19 protein-coding genes are annotated in these 18,062 nt (G+C 66.2%); 8 read left to right on the top strand and 11 right to left on the bottom strand.

Annotation, left to right across the window (positions count from 1 at the left end; translation table 11 throughout):
- Nucleotides 1-4 precede the first annotated feature (4 nt).
- Nucleotides 5-868 (top strand): ABC transporter ATP-binding protein, encoded by an 864-nt coding sequence (locus UB43_RS20575; protein ID WP_045214653.1) that lies wholly within the window; start codon nt 5-7, stop codon nt 866-868.
- Nucleotides 869-926: 58 nt separating this feature from the next.
- On the opposite strand, the gene UB43_RS20570 is transcribed toward UB43_RS20575, so the two are convergent.
- From UB43_RS20570 to UB43_RS20550, 5 genes are all read right to left on the bottom strand, one after another.
- The gene (locus tag UB43_RS20570) at nt 927-1,457 is read right to left on the bottom strand and encodes a hypothetical protein (RefSeq protein ID WP_045214651.1); all 531 of its coding nucleotides are present in this window, start codon (nt 1,455-1,457) and stop codon (nt 927-929) included.
- 96 nt (nt 1,458-1,553) lie between these two features.
- Nucleotides 1,554-2,609: a c-type cytochrome gene (locus UB43_RS20565; protein WP_045214649.1), complete on the bottom strand. Its 1,056-nt coding sequence runs from the start codon at nt 2,607-2,609 to the stop codon at nt 1,554-1,556.
- A 9-nt stretch (nt 2,610-2,618) separates the two neighbouring features.
- On the bottom strand, nt 2,619-3,209 hold the full coding sequence (locus UB43_RS20560) for a c-type cytochrome (protein WP_045214646.1): 591 nt from the start codon (nt 3,207-3,209) through the stop codon (nt 2,619-2,621).
- 460 nt (nt 3,210-3,669) lie between these two features.
- Nucleotides 3,670-7,605, bottom strand: coding sequence for a trifunctional transcriptional regulator/proline dehydrogenase/L-glutamate gamma-semialdehyde dehydrogenase (putA, locus tag UB43_RS20555; protein ID WP_045214644.1), 3,936 nt, complete (start codon nt 7,603-7,605; stop codon nt 3,670-3,672).
- 364 nt (nt 7,606-7,969) lie between these two features.
- Nucleotides 7,970-8,293 carry a helix-turn-helix domain-containing protein gene (locus tag UB43_RS20550; protein WP_045214642.1) on the bottom strand — a complete coding sequence of 108 codons (324 nt, stop codon included), beginning with the start codon at nt 8,291-8,293 and terminating at the stop codon, nt 7,970-7,972.
- Nucleotides 8,294-8,402: 109 nt separating this feature from the next.
- Here UB43_RS20550 and gstA point away from each other — a divergent pair, with 109 nt between their 5' ends.
- Both gstA and UB43_RS20540 read left to right on the top strand, forming a co-directional pair.
- Nucleotides 8,403-9,017: a glutathione transferase GstA gene (gene gstA, locus UB43_RS20545; protein WP_045214639.1), complete on the top strand. Its 615-nt coding sequence runs from the start codon at nt 8,403-8,405 to the stop codon at nt 9,015-9,017.
- A gap of 132 nt (nt 9,018-9,149) precedes the next feature.
- The gene (locus UB43_RS20540; protein ID WP_045214636.1) at nt 9,150-9,557 is read left to right on the top strand and encodes a hypothetical protein; all 408 of its coding nucleotides are present in this window, start codon (nt 9,150-9,152) and stop codon (nt 9,555-9,557) included.
- Nucleotides 9,558-9,595: 38 nt separating this feature from the next.
- On the opposite strand, the gene UB43_RS20535 is transcribed toward UB43_RS20540, so the two are convergent.
- On the bottom strand, nt 9,596-9,907 hold the full coding sequence (locus UB43_RS20535; RefSeq protein ID WP_156160461.1) for a DUF2388 domain-containing protein: 312 nt from the start codon (nt 9,905-9,907) through the stop codon (nt 9,596-9,598).
- Complete coding sequence (locus UB43_RS20530) at nt 9,901-10,347, bottom strand: N-acetyltransferase (RefSeq protein WP_045214896.1); 447 nt, start codon at nt 10,345-10,347, stop codon at nt 9,901-9,903. The genes UB43_RS20535 and UB43_RS20530 overlap by 7 nt, the downstream gene beginning before the upstream one ends.
- A gap of 359 nt (nt 10,348-10,706) precedes the next feature.
- On the opposite strand from UB43_RS20530, the gene UB43_RS20525 reads away from it, so the two are divergent.
- A complete protein-coding gene (locus tag UB43_RS20525) occupies nt 10,707-11,021 on the top strand; it encodes a YqjD family protein (protein ID WP_045214634.1) in 315 nt (104 codons plus the stop codon).
- Nucleotides 11,022-11,054: 33 nt separating this feature from the next.
- Here UB43_RS20525 and UB43_RS20520 read toward each other — a convergent pair whose 3' ends face one another.
- Nucleotides 11,055-11,285 (bottom strand): hypothetical protein, encoded by a 231-nt coding sequence (locus UB43_RS20520; protein WP_045214632.1) that lies wholly within the window; start codon nt 11,283-11,285, stop codon nt 11,055-11,057.
- 61 nt (nt 11,286-11,346) lie between these two features.
- Here UB43_RS20520 and UB43_RS29625 point away from each other — a divergent pair, with 61 nt between their 5' ends.
- The 3 genes from UB43_RS29625 to UB43_RS29885 all read left to right on the top strand — a co-directional run bounded on the left by UB43_RS29625 (nt 11,347) and on the right by UB43_RS29885 (nt 12,232).
- Nucleotides 11,347-11,610: a hypothetical protein gene (locus tag UB43_RS29625; protein WP_156160460.1), complete on the top strand. Its 264-nt coding sequence runs from the start codon at nt 11,347-11,349 to the stop codon at nt 11,608-11,610.
- Nucleotides 11,611-11,699: 89 nt separating this feature from the next.
- The gene (locus UB43_RS20515; protein ID WP_045214629.1) at nt 11,700-12,077 is read left to right on the top strand and encodes a DUF3509 domain-containing protein; all 378 of its coding nucleotides are present in this window, start codon (nt 11,700-11,702) and stop codon (nt 12,075-12,077) included.
- 2 nt (nt 12,078-12,079) lie between these two features.
- On the top strand, nt 12,080-12,232 hold the full coding sequence (locus UB43_RS29885; RefSeq protein WP_177329812.1) for a hypothetical protein: 153 nt from the start codon (nt 12,080-12,082) through the stop codon (nt 12,230-12,232).
- A gap of 157 nt (nt 12,233-12,389) precedes the next feature.
- Here UB43_RS29885 and UB43_RS20510 read toward each other — a convergent pair whose 3' ends face one another.
- From UB43_RS20510 to UB43_RS20500, 3 genes are all read right to left on the bottom strand, one after another.
- Entirely contained in the window at nt 12,390-14,000 is a 1,611-nt protein-coding gene (locus tag UB43_RS20510; RefSeq protein WP_045214627.1) for an arylsulfatase, read from the bottom strand.
- Nucleotides 14,001-14,111: 111 nt separating this feature from the next.
- A complete protein-coding gene (locus UB43_RS20505; protein ID WP_045214625.1) occupies nt 14,112-14,939 on the bottom strand; it encodes an ABC transporter ATP-binding protein in 828 nt (275 codons plus the stop codon).
- Complete coding sequence (locus UB43_RS20500; RefSeq protein WP_082085883.1) at nt 14,936-16,537, bottom strand: ABC transporter permease; 1,602 nt, start codon at nt 16,535-16,537, stop codon at nt 14,936-14,938. Before UB43_RS20500 ends, UB43_RS20505 begins: the two co-directional genes overlap by 4 nt.
- Before the next feature lie 257 nt (nt 16,538-16,794).
- Here UB43_RS20500 and UB43_RS20495 point away from each other — a divergent pair, with 257 nt between their 5' ends.
- Nucleotides 16,795-17,856: an ABC transporter substrate-binding protein gene (locus tag UB43_RS20495; RefSeq protein ID WP_045214622.1), complete on the top strand. Its 1,062-nt coding sequence runs from the start codon at nt 16,795-16,797 to the stop codon at nt 17,854-17,856.
- Nucleotides 17,857-18,062 lie beyond the last annotated feature (206 nt).

Genomic DNA, 18,062 nt, shown 5'->3' with positions numbered 1-18,062 from the left:
CCTGATGAGCCAGAACAAGATCGCCATTCGCCACGTCGACAAGGTCTTCAGCAGCCAGGGCCGCCACGTGCAGGCACTGCAGGACGTCAACCTGGACATCCGCGCCAACGAGTTCGTCACCTTCGTCGGAGCATCCGGCTGCGGCAAATCCACCCTGCTACGCAGCATCGGCGGACTGGAGCGCCACAGCGGCGGCGACATCCTCGTCGATGGCCGCGCCGTCGACGGCCCCGGCATCGACCGCGCCATGGTGTTCCAACACTACAGCCTCTACCCCTGGCTGAAGGTGATGGACAACATCAAGTTCTGCCGCCGGCTCAAGGTGGTGTCCGACACCGTGCGCGGCGACGCCGACGTGGAAGTCGCCAGCGGCCGCGCCGATGCCTTGCTCAACCTGATGGGCCTGTCGGCCTTCGCCCAGGCCTACCCCAGCCAGTTGTCCGGCGGCATGCAGCAACGCGTGGCGATCGCCCGCGCGCTGATGCCCAAGCCACAGATCCTGCTGATGGACGAGCCTTTCGGCGCACTGGATGCGCAGACCCGCGAGGTGATGCACGACCTGATCCGCCATGTGCACCGGCTGGAGAACAGCACCATCCTGTTCGTCACTCACGACGTCGAGGAAGCGATCTACCTGGGCGGCCGCGTGGTACTGATGGCGCCCCGCCCCGGCCGCATCGACAGCGTCTACGAGGTTCCGCTGCCAGCCGAACGCCATCAGGACATGAAGGTCGCTCCCGAATTCATCGCGCTGAAAAAGGAAATCCTCGCGCGCATCCGCGAGACCTCGGGCATGAGTACCGACCTGGAACTGCTGGAGCAACTGACCCGCACCGTGCAGCACGAGGGACAAAGGCCCCAGGGTTGAAAACGGTGCCGCCGTCACTCGCGCCGGTGCTCACAGGTCACCGCCTTCGAGCGCGAGCTCATTCGGCCGATCGGTCACTTCCCAGGCCTGGGGGCAGTGGCCCGAGGAACATTTTCCTCAGGCGATCATGGCCGATCACCCGCGCCAGCTCCGAGATGACGCAGTACATGAAGATCAAGGTGATGAGCAGAATCTGCACCGCCCAGAAGCGCGGCCAGTTCATGGACGTCCACAGCATGGAGTTCGCGTCCATCAGACTGGGGGCCTCTTTCCAGTACTCGTAGAGTCGCTCCAGGTAGTGCACGCAAAGTGCGACCAGGGCGTACATCAGGGTCTTCCAGGTGACGTTCCAGATCAGCGGCTTTTCCGGGAAGCGGTTGATGAACGGCAGCATGTCGGCCACCAGTACCGACTTGCCGAGCACCAGCGAGGCGATCAGGACCGAAGCCGTCACGGGCAGCGGCACGCCTGTTCCCTTGATCATGAGTGCGCGAATGGCGGCAACGATGTGCAGGATGACGAAGAAGAAGAGGGTCGGCGGAAGTGCCTTGATGAACTCGTGCTTGATCTTGAGCAACACCGTATTCATCTGCGTCCCCTTCTTACCGCTAATGCGCTGAGATCGAATTCGCTCATGGAGCCCGCCTGGCGGCGGGTCGATGCCGTCGGGTCATACCGCTGCCAGTCAGGGCTGCACGCCAGCCGGGTAGGCCCGGCTGCCGAGCACCGCTCCGTCGAGCGATTGGCCGTAATAGCCCTGGTCGGAGGCGTGGAAGTCCTTTGCCGTCCTGGCAACATCCCCCTTGAAGCGCGGGTCCTGCGGGCGTTCCCGGCTGTTCATGTAGGCCGCTACATCCCAGGCCTGCTGGACGTTGAGTTGCACGCTCTTGCCCAGCGGCATGTTCTCGTAGATGAAGGTGGCGGCGGTGTTGACCCGGTGCATGCCGGCGCCCCAGTTATACGAATCGCTGCCCCACAGCGCGGGAATCACCGGCACATCGGCCATCCGGCGGCCTTCCCCCTGCTGGCCGTGGCAGATCGCACAGTGCTCGGTATAGACCTGCAAACCCCGCTCCGGAGAGTAGGCCAGCGGCGGTGCCGGCAACGCGGCAAAGGCACGTCCGGGCATGTTTTCGCGCCCTTTCATCTTCACCCTGTCCGCCAGTGGTCCCGGCAGGACGAAGGCCTCGTCTCGACCGCCGCGCTGCAGTTCAGCGTCGCTGAGTTCCGGCACGGGCTTGTCCTGCATGCCGTACATATCCAGCAGGCCGCCCATGAGCAACCAATAGGAATAGGCAGACATCGCCACCAGCTCGGGTGAGCCCAGTTCAGGGGCCTTGCCGTTCATGGAGTAGTTGAAACAGCCCTGGATGCGCTCGGCAAAGTTGTTCACCCGGTTGTCTTTCTTGCGGAAGGCCGGGTAAGCCAGGTAGGCCGCCCACATCGGTGCGGCGTAGGCCTTCGTGCCGGCGTCCAGGTGGCAATTGGTGCAGTTCAGCTGGTTGCCGACGTAGCGGCCCTTGAGCTGCTGGGTATTGACGAACAGCTGGTAGCCACGGCGGATCTTGTCGCCAAAGGCACCGTCGGGGATCTTCGAGAGGTCGCGCGGCTTGAAGTAATGGGCATCCTTGGCCTTGGGTTGTGCGGTGATTTCTTCCATCGCCGTAGTCACCGCATCGGTCGCGTGAACCGGCAGTGCAACGCTTCCCGCCAAGGCCATGCAGAGCAGGGTTCTGTTCATGAGCACTCCTCAGCGAATCGCCGCCAGATAGCTGGCCAGCGCAGTGATGTCCTTGTCGTTCAGGCGCTTGGCGATCGCACCCATCATGCCTTCCGGGTCGCCGCCGCGTTCGCCCTTGCGCCAGGCCTGCAACTGCGCCTGCAGATACGCCGCCTGTTGCCCGGCGAGCCGAGGAAATGGCCCCGCGCCGACGGCCGAGGGGCCGTGACAGCTGAAACAGGCCGGAATGTCGCGGGACAGGTCACCCTGGTAGTAGAGCTTCTCCGCCGGCGAAGCGGCGGGCTGTTGCCCGCGAACCTGCAGCGCCGGCTGCTTGCCTTGGGCGGCGTAGTAAGCGGCGGCCGGCTGCAGCAGATCGGCCGAGGCGTAGGCTTCGGCCATCGGTCCCATCAGCGCATTGCTGCGCTGCCGCGAGTTGAAATGCGCCACTTGCGCCGAAATGTAATCGGCCGAGAGCCCCGCCAGCATGGGCCCTTGCGCCGTACCCTCGCCGTGCATGCCATGACAGACAGCACAGGCTTGTACCGCATCCGGTACTTCATCGGCGATGGCCGCTCCGGTGACACAGGAAAAAAGTAGAACAGCAGGCCATCTGCGCATCGAGTATCCCGCCTCTATGTGCTGCGACAGCCGTGAGTGTAGGCGACGTCGGCCTTCCTATCCTTCCCCCTGAGCAAGTCATCGGTTTCACTGGCCGCCGCCGAGTGCAGCTGAACCGAGAGGCGGAAAGCGCCACCTGGATTGCCTGGGGCGAGGCTCATTCCACCGCTAGCGTGGCGGTGTTGACGCATCCATCAGGTGAGCCGTGCCGGCGGGTTGCCCGAGGCAGGTGGACTACCCCCGGTGCGATAGGCAGACGAGGTGCATCAATGAAATCGGCGGAGCGGGTAGCTCCGCCGTTGTGCCGGGCACCAAGCCCGAAACGGATTGCGCAGCAAGCGCGAGGGGGACGGCCTGCCGGGAGCGGGTAGCTCCGCCCGAAGGCTGGCAGGCCGGGTGGTCGCAGGCGCGACCGTAAAGCTGGCCGGGAGCGCCCGGTGAGGGGCTCCCGGCACCGTCGTCAGCCGATGGTCATCAGGCTGGCGTTGCCGCCGGCAGCGGCGGTGTTGACGCTCAGGGCGCGCTCGATCAGCAGGCGTTCCAGCGGGATATCGGTTTCCCCACGGTTCAGCCCGGTGACGCCGACGATGGCGCCCTTGCGCTGGCTGGCCTGCTCGCAGACCGCACGCAGCTGGTCGGAATCGCCGTGGTGCAGGATGGCGTCGAACACCTTGTCGGTCGCGCTCCAGTCGGCGACCAGCTCGATGCGCTGGGCAACCTCCTTCGGCAGTTCCTTCACCACGGCAGCATTGGACTCGGCGACCAGCGCACGGCTGCCCACCGCGAGCACGGCAGCCAGCTGCGCGAGCAGGTCGGCGCGGTCTTCCGCCAGGCACAGCACATGCTCGCGCGGCAACAGGGTATAGGTGTTGCGCTCGCCGGTCGGGCCGGTCAGCACCTGCTGGGTGAAGCTCTGCGAGAGAGCGACATAGCCGGCCAGTTGCGCCGCCAGGGCGGTGTCCTTCTGCGCCCACTGGGCGAGTGCTTCCACGGCCTTCTCGGCGTCCTTCGGGCGCGGCAGCGCCTGGGCGCCATCGCCCTTGAGCTGGTTGGCCACCGCTTCCTGCGGGCGGGTCGACAGCAGGCGGTACAGGTACAGCGGGCCGCCGGCCTTGGGGCCGGTGCCGGACAGGCCTTCACCACCGAACGGCTGCACGCCGACCACAGCGCCAACCACGTTGCGGTTGACGTAGAGGTTGCCGACGTGGGCGGTGCCGACCACCTGTGCGATGGTCTCGTCGATGCGGGTGTGCACGCCCAGGGTCAGGCCATAGCCGGATTCGTTGATCTGCGCGAGCAGCTGGCCCAGCTCGGCACGCTGGTAACGCACCACGTGCAGCACCGGGCCGAAGATTTCGCGCTTGAGTTCGCTGAAGCTGTCCAGCTCGATCAGGGTCGGCACGACGAAGGTGCCGCGCTTGATTTCCTCGGCATCCACGCGGGCGCTCTGGAATACCTTGCGGCCTTTGTCGCGCATCACCTGGATGTGCTTGTCGATGTTGCCCTTGGCTTCCTCGTCGATCACCGGACCGATGTCGGTGTGCAGGCGCTCCGGCGCGCCGACGCGGTACTCGGCCATGGCGCCCTTGAGCATCTGCACCACGCGGTCGGCCGCATCTTCCTGCACGCACAGTACGCGCAGCGCGGAGCAACGCTGGCCGGCGCTGTCGAAGGCGGAGTTGACCACGTCGACCACCACCTGCTCGGCCAGCGCCGAGGAGTCGACGATCATCGCGTTGAGGCCGCCGGTTTCGGCGATCAGCGGGATGGTGCGACCCTGGGCGTCGAGGCGCCCGGCGATGTTGCGCTGGAGGATGCCGGCCACTTCGGTGGAGCCGGTGAACATCACGCCACGCACGCGTTCGTCACCCACCAGGCGGGCACCGACGGTTTCACCGCGGCCCGGCAGCAGCTGCACGGCGCCAGCGGGTACGCCGGCTTCGAGCAGGATGCGCACGGCTTGGGCAGCGATCAGCGGGGTCTGCTCGGCCGGCTTGGCCAGCACGGTGTTGCCGGCGGCCAGGGCGGCGGCTACCTGGCCGCTGAAGATCGCCAGCGGGAAGTTCCACGGGCTGATGCAGACCACCGGGCCCAGCGGGCGGTGGCTGTCGTTGGCGAAGTGGGTGCTGGCCTGGGCGCCGTAGTAGCGCAGGAAGTCCACCGCCTCGCGCACTTCGGCGATGGCGTTGGCGAAGGTCTTGCCCGACTCGCGCACCAGCACGCCCATCAGCGACTGGATCTCGGCTTCCATCAGGTCGGCGGCGCGCTGCAGGATGGCGCCGCGCTCGGCCGGCTGGGTGGACTGCCAGATCTGCGCGCTGGACAGTGCGCCGAGGATGGCGTTGTTCACGTCGGCCTCGCTGGCTTCCCGCACGTGGCCCACCACGTCGCGGTGATCCGCCGGGTTGCGCACCGGTTGCGCATCGCCCGGCGCCGCGTCGGCCAGGCCCAGCATCGGCTCGGCGACATAGGCGTGGTTGGTGCTCGACAGCAGCGCCGAGGACAGCGAACCCAGGCGGTGTTCGTTGGCCAGGTCGATGCCGGCGGAGTTCAGCCGGGAGTCGCCATACAGGTCACACGGCAGCGGGATGCGCGGGTGCGGCAGGCCCAGGGTGCCTTCCTGCGCAGCCATCTGCTCGACCTGCAGCACCGGGTCGAGCACCAGGTCCTGCAGCGAGATGCTGTGGTCGGCGATGCGGTTGACGAAGGAGGTGTTGGCGCCGTTTTCCAGCAGGCGACGCACCAGGTACGCCAGCAGGGTTTCGTGGCTGCCCACCGGTGCATAGATACGGCACGGACGGTTGAACTTGCCGTCGGCGACCTTGCCCACGACCTGCTCGTACAGCGGCTCGCCCATGCCGTGCAGGCACTGGAACTCGTACTGGCCCGGGTAGTAGTTCTGCCCGGCCAGCTGGTAGATGGCCGACAGCGAGTGGGCGTTGTGGGTGGCGAACTGCGGGTAGATGGCTTCCGGAACGGCCAGCAGCTTGCGCGCGCAGGCCAGGTAGGACACGTCGGTGTACGGCTTGCGGGTGTAGACCGGGTAGCCTTCCAGGCCGTTGACCTGGGCGAGCTTGATCTCGCTGTCCCAGTAGGCGCCCTTCACCAGGCGGATCATCAGGCGGTGGCGGCTGCGCTTGGCCAGGTCGATGACGTAGTCGATCACGTACGGGCAGCGCTTCTGGTAGGCCTGGATGACGAAACCGATACCGTTCCAGCCCGCCAGCGACGGCTCGAAGCACAGGCGCTCGAGCAGGTCGAGGGAGATTTCCAGGCGGTCGGCTTCCTCGGCGTCGATGTTGATGCCGATGTCGTAGTCGCGGGCCATCTTCACCAGGCCGAGCACGGTCGGGTACAGCTCGTCCATCACGCGGTCGTACTGCGCGCGGCTGTAGCGCGGGTGCAGGGCGGAGAGCTTGATCGAGATGCCCGGGCCTTCGTAGATGCCACGGCCGTGGGAAGCCTTGCCGATGGCGTGGATGGCCTGCTCATAGGAGGCCAGGTAGCGCTTGGCGTCTTCCTCGGTCAGCGCGGCTTCGCCGAGCATGTCGTAGGAGTAGCGGAAGCCGCGGGATTCCATGTTGGCCGCGTTGGCCAGCGCTTCGGCGATGGTCTCGCCGGTGACGAACTGCTCGCCCATCAGGCGCATGGCCATGTCCACGCCCTTGCGGATCAGCGGCTCGCCGGACTTGCCGATGATGCGATTGAGCGACGAGGACATGCCGGCTTCGGTGTGCGTTGCCACCAGCTTGCCGGTGATCAGCAGGCCCCAGGAGGCCGCATTGACGAACATCGACGGGCTCTGGCCCAGGTGCTGGCTCCAGTTGCCGTTGCTGATCTTGTCGCGGATCAACGCGTCACGGGTGGCCTTGTCCGGGATGCGCAGCAGCGCTTCGGCCAGGCACATCAGCGCCACGCCTTCCTGGGACGACAGGGAGAACTCCTGCAGCAGGCCTTGCACCAGGCCCTGGCGGCCACCGGCGTTCTTCTGGTTACGCAGCTTCTCGGCGATACCCAGCGCCATCTTGCTGGCGGCGCCGGCCTGCTCTTTCGGCAGGCGGGCCAGGTCCAGCAGCATCGGCAGCGCCTCGGTTTCCGGGCGGCGGTAGGCGGCGGTGATGGCCGCACGCAGCACGGACTGCGGCAGGATGCTTTCGGCGAAATCGAGGAAGACCTGCAACCCTTGTTCGTTCAGCGAATCCAGCGACTCCTCGCCCGCCGCCGCGGCCAGGCCGGATTGCTCGGCCGGGGTCAGACCGCTTTCCACCTGTTCCAGGTAGGAGAAGATGGCCTGCTTGATCAGCCAGTGCGGGGTACGGTCGAGTTGCTGGGCAGCCAGCTTGAGGCGCTCGCGGGTGGCGTCGTCGAGCTTCACGCCAAGGGTGGTGGTGGCCATGGGGCTTCCTGTTGTTAGAAGGTGTGCCTGAAAACGGCGCAAGGTTATACCGCCGAATCGCAGGGTGCAACCAGGTGCAACCCAATAAAAACAAGCCTTTGATCGTACGCGCAAAACCGGTGCAACCAGTGACATTTCCCACACACGGCGCTACCAAACGGAGCACGGCCACGGGCTCGCCCGGCTGCAACCCGCAAGGGGCGGCCGGATGACGGGAAGGAAGCAGTGTTCGTGCCAGAGCTGGAAAAGGTGCAACCCGGAGTAATCCGGTGCAGGAGCGTCGCTCCCGCTCAGGTTGCGGCGCAGGTGGCATCGTCGGCCCTGCCGATGGATCGTCGGCATGGGCCAGGCGCCCCCGCCAGCCCTACGATGCCGGGCGGGCCTTGAGCCAGAGGCCGAAGGTCTTCACCGCGTCCACTACCGGACGCAGCCGGTCACCGTCATCGTTCAGGCGATACTCCACGCGCGGCGGGACCTCGGGGTACACGGTGCGAGTCACCAGCCCGGCCTCTTCCAGCGCACGCAGCTCGGCGGTCAGCACCCGCTGGGAAATCTCCGGCATGTCGCGGCGCAACTCGTTGAAACGCTTGCTGCCGTCGAGCAGGTACGACACCAGAAGCAGCCGCCAGCGACCGCCGATCACCCGCATGGCTTCCTCGACCGAGCAGCCCGAAACGTTCTTCTTCATCTTCGCTTCCCGGTAACCTTTTTGTGCCCAGCGCACAAAAAAGTGCGTTCTTACGCGCCGCATCGGGGTCGGGAATACTGGCCGCCCATTTCCGACCAGAGTCCGCCCGATGAAGCTCTACTTCGCCCCCGACGCCTGCTCCCTCGCTCCGCACATCGTCCTGCGCGAGCTCGGCCTGCCCTTCTCGCTGGTGCGCGTGAACAACCAGACCAAGCGCACCGCGGACGGCCACGACTTCTACCAGATCAACCCGAAAGGCTATGTCGCGGCGCTGCAACTGGAAGACGGCACGGTGCTGACCGAAGGCGCGGCAATTCTACAGTACCTCGCCGACCTGCGACCCGAAGCAGGCCTTGCGCCCGCCAATGGCACCCTGGGGCGCACGCAACTGCAGGCACAGCTGAACTTCATCGGCAGCGAACTGCATGCGGGGATGAGCCCGCTGTTCGACGGAGAAATCCCCGACCCGGTGAAGGATCGGCTGCGCGCGAAGCTGGCCCGGCGCCTGGACTACCTGGAACAGGTGTTGGCCGCGAATGGCCACACCTTCGCGGGCCGCTTCAGCATCGCCGATGCCTACCTGTTCACCGTGCTGGGCTGGTCCGAACACCTGGAGGTCAATCTCCAGGCGTATCCGGCGATCCGTCGTTTCCGCCAGGAGGTCGGTGCACGCCCCTCGGTGATCCAGGCGTTGCAGGCCGAAGCCCGGACGACGGCCATCTGAGACGCCAGGCTGCACAACCGCTCGGCGGAAAATCCGGCCGGGCAGCGCGCAAGCCGCGAATTTCGTGGTCCATCACACATCCCCGGCCTGCCTTGCGCCGGGAATTTGTGTAGCGAGCACAGGAGAGACCGGATGAGCGCTGACCCTGAGAGTTTCGCCGATGCCTACCAGAGCGCACTGGTGGAGGTGGCCCTGCCGGTCTTCGCCCGCGCCAGCGAGTTCGCGCGCCGGCACGGCCTGGAGTGCAGCATCGAGCTGCTCGAGGGTCGCCGCGATCTGCCGGAGCTGAGCCTGAAGGTACGCAACTGCCGCGATGCCGAGTGCATCTGCCGTATCAGCGCCGACCGGCAGACCCAGCGCCTGTGCCATGAAAACCGCTGCGGAGAAACCGACGCCGATGTGAAACAGGTGATCGGCTCTCTCGCCTCGCTCAATACACTGGTGCTGGACTCCCGGCTACTGGAGTTCTTCCAGGCCTCCTTCGCCCTGCACCTGGACTATGCCTCCAGCCGGCATGCCGCGAGCCACTGGATTGGCTGAGGCCTGGCGCGCCGCTAACGGCTGCTCAGCCGGATGCCTCAGCCCTGACTGGCGAAGGCCTGGGCCAACTGCAGGTCACTGAGCGTCGATTGCGGATGCACCCTGCGGTATTCGCGCAACGCGTGTTCCAGTTGCGCGCCATGGATCAGACCGGCAGAGGCAACGTAGGCCAAAGCGTCATCGCGCGCCTGCTGGTAGGCACGCGGTGAATGGCTGCTGGACTCGCTGGCAGCGGCCGTGCCGAGGCTGGTGCCAACGGTGAAGTGATCCGAGGAGTTGCCCTTGCCATCCATGGCAGTGACGGGGCCGGCAATGGCCAGCAGCAGAGCGGCAACGGCTTTCTTCAGCATCCACAGACCGTCGGGCGCGCAATCCAGCCCATGCGTTTCTCGGGATGGCCGGTGTGTTCGTCCGCACGTTCCTCCAGCACCTCGAAACCGTGCCGCTGGTAGAACGCCACCGCGCCGGCATTGGCCGAGTAAACCGCCAGTTCCAGCATCGGCAGGTGAATCTTTGCATCGCTCAGCAGGTGCGAACCCAGCCCCTTGCCCTGGCATTCCGGCGCGACGAACAGGGCGGCCAGCGCACCGTCATGCAGGCTGTAGAAGCCGCTCACGCAGCCGTCGTTCTCGACGACGCGCGACGCGGCGGCAGGCAGGTAGACGTCACGCATGTCCTGCAGCCGCTGCTGCCAGAAATCGGTATCGATGAAGTCGTGGGCCTGCTGCGAAGCGCGCAGCCAGATATCCAGCACCCGCTCCATGTCGTCGTCGCGAAAGTCACGGATCAGCATCGGCAGTCGTCTCCCGGTTCGTTGAAGTGCTCATGGCGTGGCGGCGGCATCCTCGCACAAGCGATCGCCCCTGCGCGCCCCCGCGCGCTGCCACCAATCGTCGCACCTGCACAGCCTCCAACGATGGCAAAAAAAGGGCCGGCGAGCGCCCCTTGCACTCAAGCACGCCCGGCACGAACCGTCAGGCTCCACTCATCAGAATCAATGAACGACTGGCGGTCATGGGGCTCTGTCGAAAGGCGCCGGAAAATCCGCCAACCCGCGAGGCAGCGCGCCAGAACGCCAGTGGCGGATCAACCTCCGACAGCGCAGTCGACCCGGCGCACTCAAACCAGAAGCGATCAAGGAGACAATCAATGGGCAGCTATCGATGGTTCCCTGCTTCCCGCAACAGCGGCGTGCAGGAACTGCAATCCCTGGTGAACGACCTGGAAAACCTGCTGGCCAGCAGCCGGGACCTGACGGCAGAACAACTGCCGGCGTTCAAGACGAGGCTGCGGGACCTGGTGGACGACAGCCGGGAAACCAGCGAACACCTGATTCAGCGCAGCCGCCGGGCCATTCGCGCGAGCGGCGAGTACGCCGGTGAACATCCCTGGCAGACCGCTGCAGTGCTGGCCACCGCCGCAGGGCTGCTGGCGGCGGCCTGCGCCTTGAGCCGCAGTCGCTGATGCCCGAGCGGTGAGCGGCGGCGCCGTCGCCGCTCACTGGTCGATGAAACTATCAATCAGCTCCAGGCCAAGACTGCGCACCCGCCCTGCGCTGCTCAGCTCGTCGCCGTGGATACCGACCACGGTGGTACAGGGCATGTCCGCCAGTTGGCTGCTGAGGCGGATCGAATAGCGGCCACCCTCCTCCCGGTAGCAGGAGAAATGGAACAGCGGATAGGCTTCGTGGAGCACTGCTTCCACGTCCAGGCGTCGGAACTGCGTCATGGCCACCTCCTCTTCCTAGATCAACCCTGCCCGCTCGGTTGCCCGAGGGAAATGCTGGCGATTGGCCCAGGCAACGGAGTTCTCCGGCATCGGCAAGCGGATCACCAGCGCCGGCAGGCACCGCAGGCGTCAGGAGGGCCTTCGGGCCGGTGCGGGTTTCGGACAGAAGGCCTGCCAACGCGGCAGGCAGGGCGACGATGAAGGTGGCGAGGTGCCTGGCCGTGCATTTTCCAGCCCATTGCCGGTGCAACCTTGCATCCTGCAAATGACCAAAGGCCAGCATGCCTGCGCGATTTCCAGCAATAACAACCTGTTAAGCGGATGAAACAGTCTCTCCCGCTCTGGCACGGCGGATGCGAGGTTTCAGGCTCAAGCCAGCGCTCTGGCTTTTGCCAACCACCGGGAGGGATCGACATGTCCAGTTGCCGCGATACGGCCATCAAGCACCTGAGTCACCTGTTCAGCGACTACCATCCGCAATTCTCGCCCAGGCCCGACGGCACCTTGCTGATAAACCTGCGCAACGCGTTGGGCAAGCGCCTGATCTCCCGCGTCATCCAGCAGGAGGAGCAAGCCAGCACCATCCTCCTGAACAATCTGGTGGAGCGGATCCGTCGCGACCTGATGACCGTGGAAGGCCCGCTGGAGGAGGACAACGTCGACTGGTTCCTCAAGCGCATCGAACTGCAGACCTTCGTCCCGGTGAACCCGACCCACCGGCCGCGCAAGGTGGTGGTCGCCGGCGCACGCCTGCGCGCCCTGGCCGGCAAGCAGGCCCGGCAAGCGAGGTGAGCATGAAAACCCCCGTGGATACCCCTGACCCCGATCCCAGAGTGACCCGCGAGGAGTCACTGGAAGAACGGCTGGACATCGAGCCCGAGGACAGCCGGCAGGAGCCCCATCTGTCCGCTGCCCACCAGGACGGCCTCAACGACGGGCCCACATAAGCCGACAAGACAGAAGGCCAGCGCAGCCAAACCGATGGGAAGTACATTCCGGTGGCCGCCGTCAGTCCGAGCAATCGGGCGGCTGCCGGTTCTATCCCTTGCGCGGGACTGCCGTTGCTTCCCGCACGAGCGGGAAGCAACGCTGTGGCGCTGGCGATCAGCGCGCGAGGAACGGTGGCGGCGCGTCGATCACGCCGGTCTCGTTGACGTACTGCTTGTAGTGCTCGATCAACGCTTCCAGCTTCGCCGGCTCGCTCTTGGCCAGGTCCTTTGTCTCGCCCGGGTCGCTGGCCAGATCGTACAGCTGCCAGGTGGCCGGACCGACCGGCGCGGGCAGGTACACCGCCTTCCAGTCGCCCTGGCGGATGGCGCGCATGCCGAACAGCTCCCAGCCGGTGACGGTCTTCTCGTCGTGAGCCTGCTCCGTCTCGCCGGACAACCAGCCCAGCCACGACTTGCCGCGCACCTCGGCCACCTCGCGGCCATGCCACTGCCTGCCCGGATGGCGCACGCCGGCCAGGTCGAGGATGGTCGGGGTGATGTCCATCACCGTGGAGAACGAGTGGCTGATCTCGCCTTGGCGCTGCAGCGCCGGGTAGCGCACCAGGGCCGGCACGCGGATGCCGCCCTCGGTGGTGAAGGCCTTGTACAGCCGCGACGGCGCGGTGGCTGCCTGGGCCCAGCGCGGGCCGTACCAGATGTAGGAGTTGGCGCGGCCAATGTTCTCCAGGCTGTTGTCGTAGTGCTGGTCGAGGAAGCTCAGCAGGTCCGGGCCGAAGCGCGGGAAGGCCTCCAGCAGCGCACCTTCGGCACCGTTGTCGGACATGAACAGGACGAAGGTGTTGTCCAGCTCGCCCTGCTGGCGCAGGTACTCGACGACGCGGCCGACGTTCCAGTCCAGGCGCTCGACCATCGCCGCGTAGACCTCCATGGCCCGCGCCGACTTGGCCTTCTCCTCGTCGCTCAGACGCGCCCACTCCTTGCTGATCGCCAGCACCGGATGCGCCTGCACGTCGGCGTCGATCAGGCCCAGCTGCTTGAGCCGCTCCAGGCGTTCCAGGCGCAACGCCTCGGGGCCGGCGTCGTAGCGGCCCCGGTACTTGTCGACCACCTCCTTGGGCGCCTGCAGCGGCCAGTGCGGCGCGGAGAACGGCAGGTAGGCGAAGAACGGGCGGTTCTGATCACGCTCCTTGAGGTACTGGATCAGCTTGTCGCCGAAAGCATCGGAGGAATAGAAGTCCGCCGGCAGCTCGTCGATGAACTGGTCGTCCTCGACGTACAGCGCTGGCGTGCCCTTGAGGATGCGCGGAGTGGTTTCATCGTAGGGCGGCTCGAAACCGTAATGGTTGGCCGCGCCCGGCAGCAGCGAGAAGGAGCGCTCGAAGCCGCGCGCGTGGGGCGCCTGCTCCAACTTCAGGCCCAGGTGCCATTTGCCCGAGAGCAGGGTCTGGTAACCCGCCTCGCGCAGCAGCTCCGGCAGCGCCACCACGCGATCGTTGAGATAGCCCTCGTAGCCCGGCTTGCCTTCCAGCTCCGGCGTCAGTGCCTCGGCCATGGTGCCGATGCCGGCGATGTGGTGGTCGGTGCCGGTGAGCAGCATCGAGCGCGTCGGCGAGCAGGTCGGCGCGGTGTGGAAATCGGTCAGGCGCAGGCCTTCGAGGGCCAGGGCGTCCAGGTGCGGCGTGGCGATCTCGCCACCAAAGGCGCCGAGGTCGGAGAAGCCGAGGTCGTCGGCGACGATGACGAGGAAGTTGGGGCGTTTGCTCATGGTCGGACTCGGTAGGTGGGTGTTCTATGTAGGAGCGAGCTTGCTCGCGAACAAACCCCGCTGCAGGGCGATTCGCGAGCAAGCTCGCTCCTACAGGGTTTGGTGTTTGGATCAGCAGGCAATGAACTCGAACGGCAGGTCTTCCACCCGCTTGAGCTGCGGCGCGACGTAGTCGCCCTCGCCCGTCAACTCGTGCAGCAACGCCTCGCGCTGGCGCAGGAAGTCGTAGCCGCCGCGCTCGCGCGGATGCGCCAGCGGCACCTCGACGATGCGCTTGATGCGCCCCGGACGCGGCGCCATCACCACCACGCGGTCGGCGAGGAACAGCGCCTCCTCCACGTCGTGGGTCACCAGCACGGTGGTGATGCGCTCGCGCTGGCGGATGCGCAACAGCTCCTCCTGCAACTGCTGGCGGGTCAGCGCGTCCAGCGCGCCGAAGGGTTCGTCCAGCAGCAGGATGCGCGGGCTGGCCACGAGGCCTCGGGCAATGGCCACGCGCTGCGCCATGCCGCCGGAAAGCTGGTGCGGGTAGGCGCGGGCGAAGGCGGTCAAACCCACCAACTCCAGGTAATCAGCCACTTTCGAAGCCTTGCCGGACTCGCTCAGCGGTTCGTTGACCAGACCAAGGGCGACGTTCTGCTCCACGTTCAGCCAGGGGAACAGGCGGTGTTCCTGGAACACGATGCCGCGTTCGCCGCCAATGCCGTCGATGAGCGCGCCGTCGATACGGATCTCGCCCCGGAACTCACGGTCGAGCCCGACCAGCAGGCGCAGCAGCGTGGACTTGCCACAACCGCTGGCGCCGACGATGGCAATGAACTCGCCGTCGGCAATTTCCAGGTCGAAGCGTTCGATGGCCTGCAGCTCGCGGCCGTCCACGGGGAAACTCTTGGCGACCTGGCGAAAGCTCACCAGCGCCTGCGATGCGAAAGCGTTCATGCGTGTCTCCAGCGCGTCAGCCGCGCTTCGATGCGCTGGCCGAGCGCGGCCAGCAGAGCTCCGTTGAGGCCGACCAGCAACATGCCGGCGCCGACCAGGTCCATGCGGAAGAGTTGTTGCGCGCCGATCATCAGGCTGCCGATGCCACCGTCCGAGGGCATGAAGTACTCGGCGCCGATGGTGCCGAGCCAGGCGTAGATCAGCGCCAGGCGCACCCCGGCGAACACCGACGGCGCGGCGCCCGGCAGCACCAGCCGGCGCAACCGTTGCCAGCGCGAGAGACGCAGCGCGATGGCCGCCTCGCTGAGTTGCGCCGGCAGGCTGGCAATGCCGCGCTGGGTCGCCAGCAGCAGCGGGAAGAACGCGGCCAGGCCGACGAACACCACCTTGGCCAGCTCGCCGAGCCCGAACCAGGCGGTGAGCAGCGGCACCCAGGCGAAGATCGCCACCTGGCGCAGCGCCGCGAAGGACGGGCCGAGTAGTCTTTCCGCCGGACGCCACAAGCCCAGGCCGAGCCCAAGCAGGAAGCCCAGCGAGCCGCCCAGCAGCAATCCGGCGAGCGTGCGTTGCAGGCTGGCGAACAGTGCAGTGGTCAGGCTGTTATCCAGCAACCCGTCCCACAGCGCGACCGCCACCGACGCGGGGCTGGCGAGAATGGCCGGATCGACCCACTCCAGCGCGCTCGCCGCCTGCCAGATCGCCAGCAGCCCCAGCGGCAGCAGCCAGGGTTGCAGACGCTGCCAGCCCTGCCCGGCTTCACTTCGGCGAAACTCGCCGGCAGCCTGTTGCGGCCAGTGCACCAGGTGCCGATCAAGGGCCTGGATACCGCGATCCATCGCCGCGCCGACCAGGCCGATGACCAGGATGCAGACGAACACGATATCCAGCATGAACAACTGCCGCGCCTGCACCATCAGGTAGCCGATGCCCTCGCTGGAAGCCAGCAACTCCACGGCCAGCAGCGAGGTCCAGCCCTGCGCCAGTGCCAGGCGCACGCCGGTAAGGAAGGCGGGAAGCGCTGCCGGCAGGATCAACCGCCACAGCAGCAGGTGGCGCGGCAGACGCAGCACGGCAGCGGCCTCGCGCAGACGCGGCTGGGCATCGCGCACGCCGACCAGGGTGTGCAGCGTCACCGGCACGATGATGGCCTTGATCAGCACCACCAGCTTGAGCAGCTCGCCAATGCCGAAGAACAGCATGAACAACGGAATCCAGGCGAGGGTCGGGACCTGCGCCAGGGCACTGAAGGTGGGCAGCACCAGACGCTCGGCACGGCGGCTGAAACCGAGCCAGGCGCCCAGTGCCAGCCCGCTGAGGATACCGGCCAGCAGGCCCCAGAGCAGACGCTTCAGGCTGATGCCCAGTTGCTGCCAGAGCTCACCGGCAAGCAGTTCGCGCCCGGCCTGCAGCACCAGCTCGGGCGTGGGCAGTATCTGCGCGGACATCCAGTGACGGTGGCTGGCGATCCACCAGAGCAAGCCGATGCTCAGCGGCAGCAACCACGGCAACAGGGGTTCGAACCCGCTCCAGCCGAAGGTCGAAGGCCTCAGGCGGGGGCTGGGAAGCGCAAGGCGATAGGGCTTCGTAATATTCTTCATTGGAATATAAATAGTTATATCAATGCATTTATGAGCTAACACAGGCCATTTAAGGGAAGGCCCGGGCGCTCATCCAATGCATTCGCCGAATATTTTTTATGCCCTCCGGGCATCTGCCCGCGAAGCCCTGTGATCCCTCGCTTAGCTCGAACAGTTTCTAAAAAATGCATTTTTATTATTTTGTTGAAGGGCGGCCCCGTGCCTTTAGTGCGGGCGCCGGAGCCGCATGCGCTCCCCTACTGCAGGAGGCAGGCGCCATGAAGGCCCTCACCCAACAATTGCTGTCCCTCTTCGCTGCGCCAGTACTGGCCGGCCTGCTCGGCGCCTACCCGCTGGTGACCCAGGCGGCCGACCCGCTGAAGGAAATCCGCATCGCCGTGCCCGACGTCAGCGCCGGGCAGAACCACTCCGGCGGCGGCGTGGTGGACATCCTCTACACCCGCCAGTTGCTGGAGAAGGAATTCGCCAAGGACGGCATCCAGGTGAAATGGAGCTTCTTCAAGGGCGCCGGCCCGGTGGTCAACGAGGCCTTCGCCAATGGCCAGGTGGACTTTGCCTACCTGGGCGATCTGGCGGCGATCATCGGCAAGTCCAGCGGCCTGGACAGCCGCGTGCTGGCCGCCACCGCGCGCGGCGTCAACCATTACCTGGGCGTGCAGCCGGGCTCGGGAATCAAGACTCTGGCCGACCTCAAGGGCAAGCGCGTGGGCATTTTCCGCGGCACCGCCAGCCAGCTGTCGTTCGACAACGCCCTGGCCAGCGCCGGCCTTTCCGAGAAGGACCTGAAGGTCATCAACCTGGATTTCAGCGCCGCCCTCGCCGCCCTGGCGGCCAAGCAGATCGACGCCACCTGGGGCCTTGCCGGCCTGTTCGCCCTGCGCGACAAGGGCCTGGCGGAAATCCCCCTGAGCACCCACGACCTCGGCGGCGCCGGCACCTTGCAGGCATTGCTGGTAGGCAACGGCGAGTTCGTCGACGCCCACCCGGACATCACCGAGCGCCTGCTGAAGGTACAGTTGCAAGCCGTGCAGTGGGCCAGCGCCGAGGCCAACCGCGATGCCTATATCGAGCTGGTATCGAAGCAGGCCAATTACCCGTCGGTGATCTTCAAGAGCGAATTCAAGGATCGCCCCCTGGCGGAAGTCCTCTCGCCGAAGCTCGACGCCGATTTCCTCGGCCGCCTGGATGCGTCCATCACGGCAGCCAGGAGCTACGGCCTGATCCGCCGTGAATTCAAGGCCGCCGACTGGGCCAGCCCGGCGCTGCAGGACGCCGCCAGCCGCGAGGTGGGTGCGCAGCCGGTGGCGGCGGTGCGGTAAGCCTGCTCTTCGTAGGACCGAGGGGGACGCCCAGTCCTTGCTCGCGAACCATTCGCCGCCTGATCCGGCGCATCGGCAGAGTGCGGTTCGCGAGCAAGCTCGCTCCTACAAAAGCCCAGCCAGCACTTCGCGAGTATCGCAGGGCGCATAACGCGCCAGCGTTATGCGCCGCTAAGTGGCCGGCGGATAACCTGTTCCAGGTTATT

It is taken from the genome of Pseudomonas sp. 21, assembly GCF_000955805.1.
Lineage (GTDB): Bacteria > Pseudomonadota > Gammaproteobacteria > Pseudomonadales > Pseudomonadaceae > Pseudomonas.
The sequence above is the reverse complement of the archived record's forward strand: the minus strand, read 5'-3'. Positions and strand labels throughout refer to the sequence as shown.

Bases quoted from the DNA above. Each gene is read 5' to 3' on its own strand.
- UB43_RS20535 (WP_156160461.1), bottom strand. From the start codon at position 9,907: ATGCTGAAGAAAGCCGTTGCCGCTCTGCTGCTGGCCATTGCCGGCCCC.
- UB43_RS20570 (WP_045214651.1), bottom strand. From the start codon at position 1,457: ATGAATACGGTGTTGCTCAAGATCAAGCACGAGTTCATCAAGGCACTT.
- UB43_RS29885 (WP_177329812.1), top strand. From the start codon at position 12,080: ATGAAAACCCCCGTGGATACCCCTGACCCCGATCCCAGAGTGACCCGC.
- UB43_RS20575 (WP_045214653.1), top strand. From the start codon at position 5: ATGAGCCAGAACAAGATCGCCATTCGCCACGTCGACAAGGTCTTCAGC.
- UB43_RS20510 (WP_045214627.1), bottom strand. From the start codon at position 14,000: ATGAGCAAACGCCCCAACTTCCTCGTCATCGTCGCCGACGACCTCGGC.
- UB43_RS20565 (WP_045214649.1), bottom strand. From the start codon at position 2,609: ATGAACAGAACCCTGCTCTGCATGGCCTTGGCGGGAAGCGTTGCACTG.
- UB43_RS20505 (WP_045214625.1), bottom strand. From the start codon at position 14,939: ATGAACGCTTTCGCATCGCAGGCGCTGGTGAGCTTTCGCCAGGTCGCC.
- UB43_RS20520 (WP_045214632.1), bottom strand. From the start codon at position 11,285: ATGACGCAGTTCCGACGCCTGGACGTGGAAGCAGTGCTCCACGAAGCC.
- UB43_RS20500 (WP_082085883.1), bottom strand. From the start codon at position 16,537: ATGAAGAATATTACGAAGCCCTATCGCCTTGCGCTTCCCAGCCCCCGC.
- UB43_RS20515 (WP_045214629.1), top strand. From the start codon at position 11,700: ATGTCCAGTTGCCGCGATACGGCCATCAAGCACCTGAGTCACCTGTTC.
- UB43_RS20550 (WP_045214642.1), bottom strand. From the start codon at position 8,293: ATGAAGAAGAACGTTTCGGGCTGCTCGGTCGAGGAAGCCATGCGGGTG.
- gstA (WP_045214639.1), top strand. From the start codon at position 8,403: ATGAAGCTCTACTTCGCCCCCGACGCCTGCTCCCTCGCTCCGCACATC.
- UB43_RS20525 (WP_045214634.1), top strand. From the start codon at position 10,707: ATGGGCAGCTATCGATGGTTCCCTGCTTCCCGCAACAGCGGCGTGCAG.
- UB43_RS20560 (WP_045214646.1), bottom strand. From the start codon at position 3,209: ATGCGCAGATGGCCTGCTGTTCTACTTTTTTCCTGTGTCACCGGAGCG.
- UB43_RS20540 (WP_045214636.1), top strand. From the start codon at position 9,150: ATGAGCGCTGACCCTGAGAGTTTCGCCGATGCCTACCAGAGCGCACTG.
- UB43_RS20495 (WP_045214622.1), top strand. From the start codon at position 16,795: ATGAAGGCCCTCACCCAACAATTGCTGTCCCTCTTCGCTGCGCCAGTA.
- putA (WP_045214644.1), bottom strand. From the start codon at position 7,605: ATGGCCACCACCACCCTTGGCGTGAAGCTCGACGACGCCACCCGCGAG.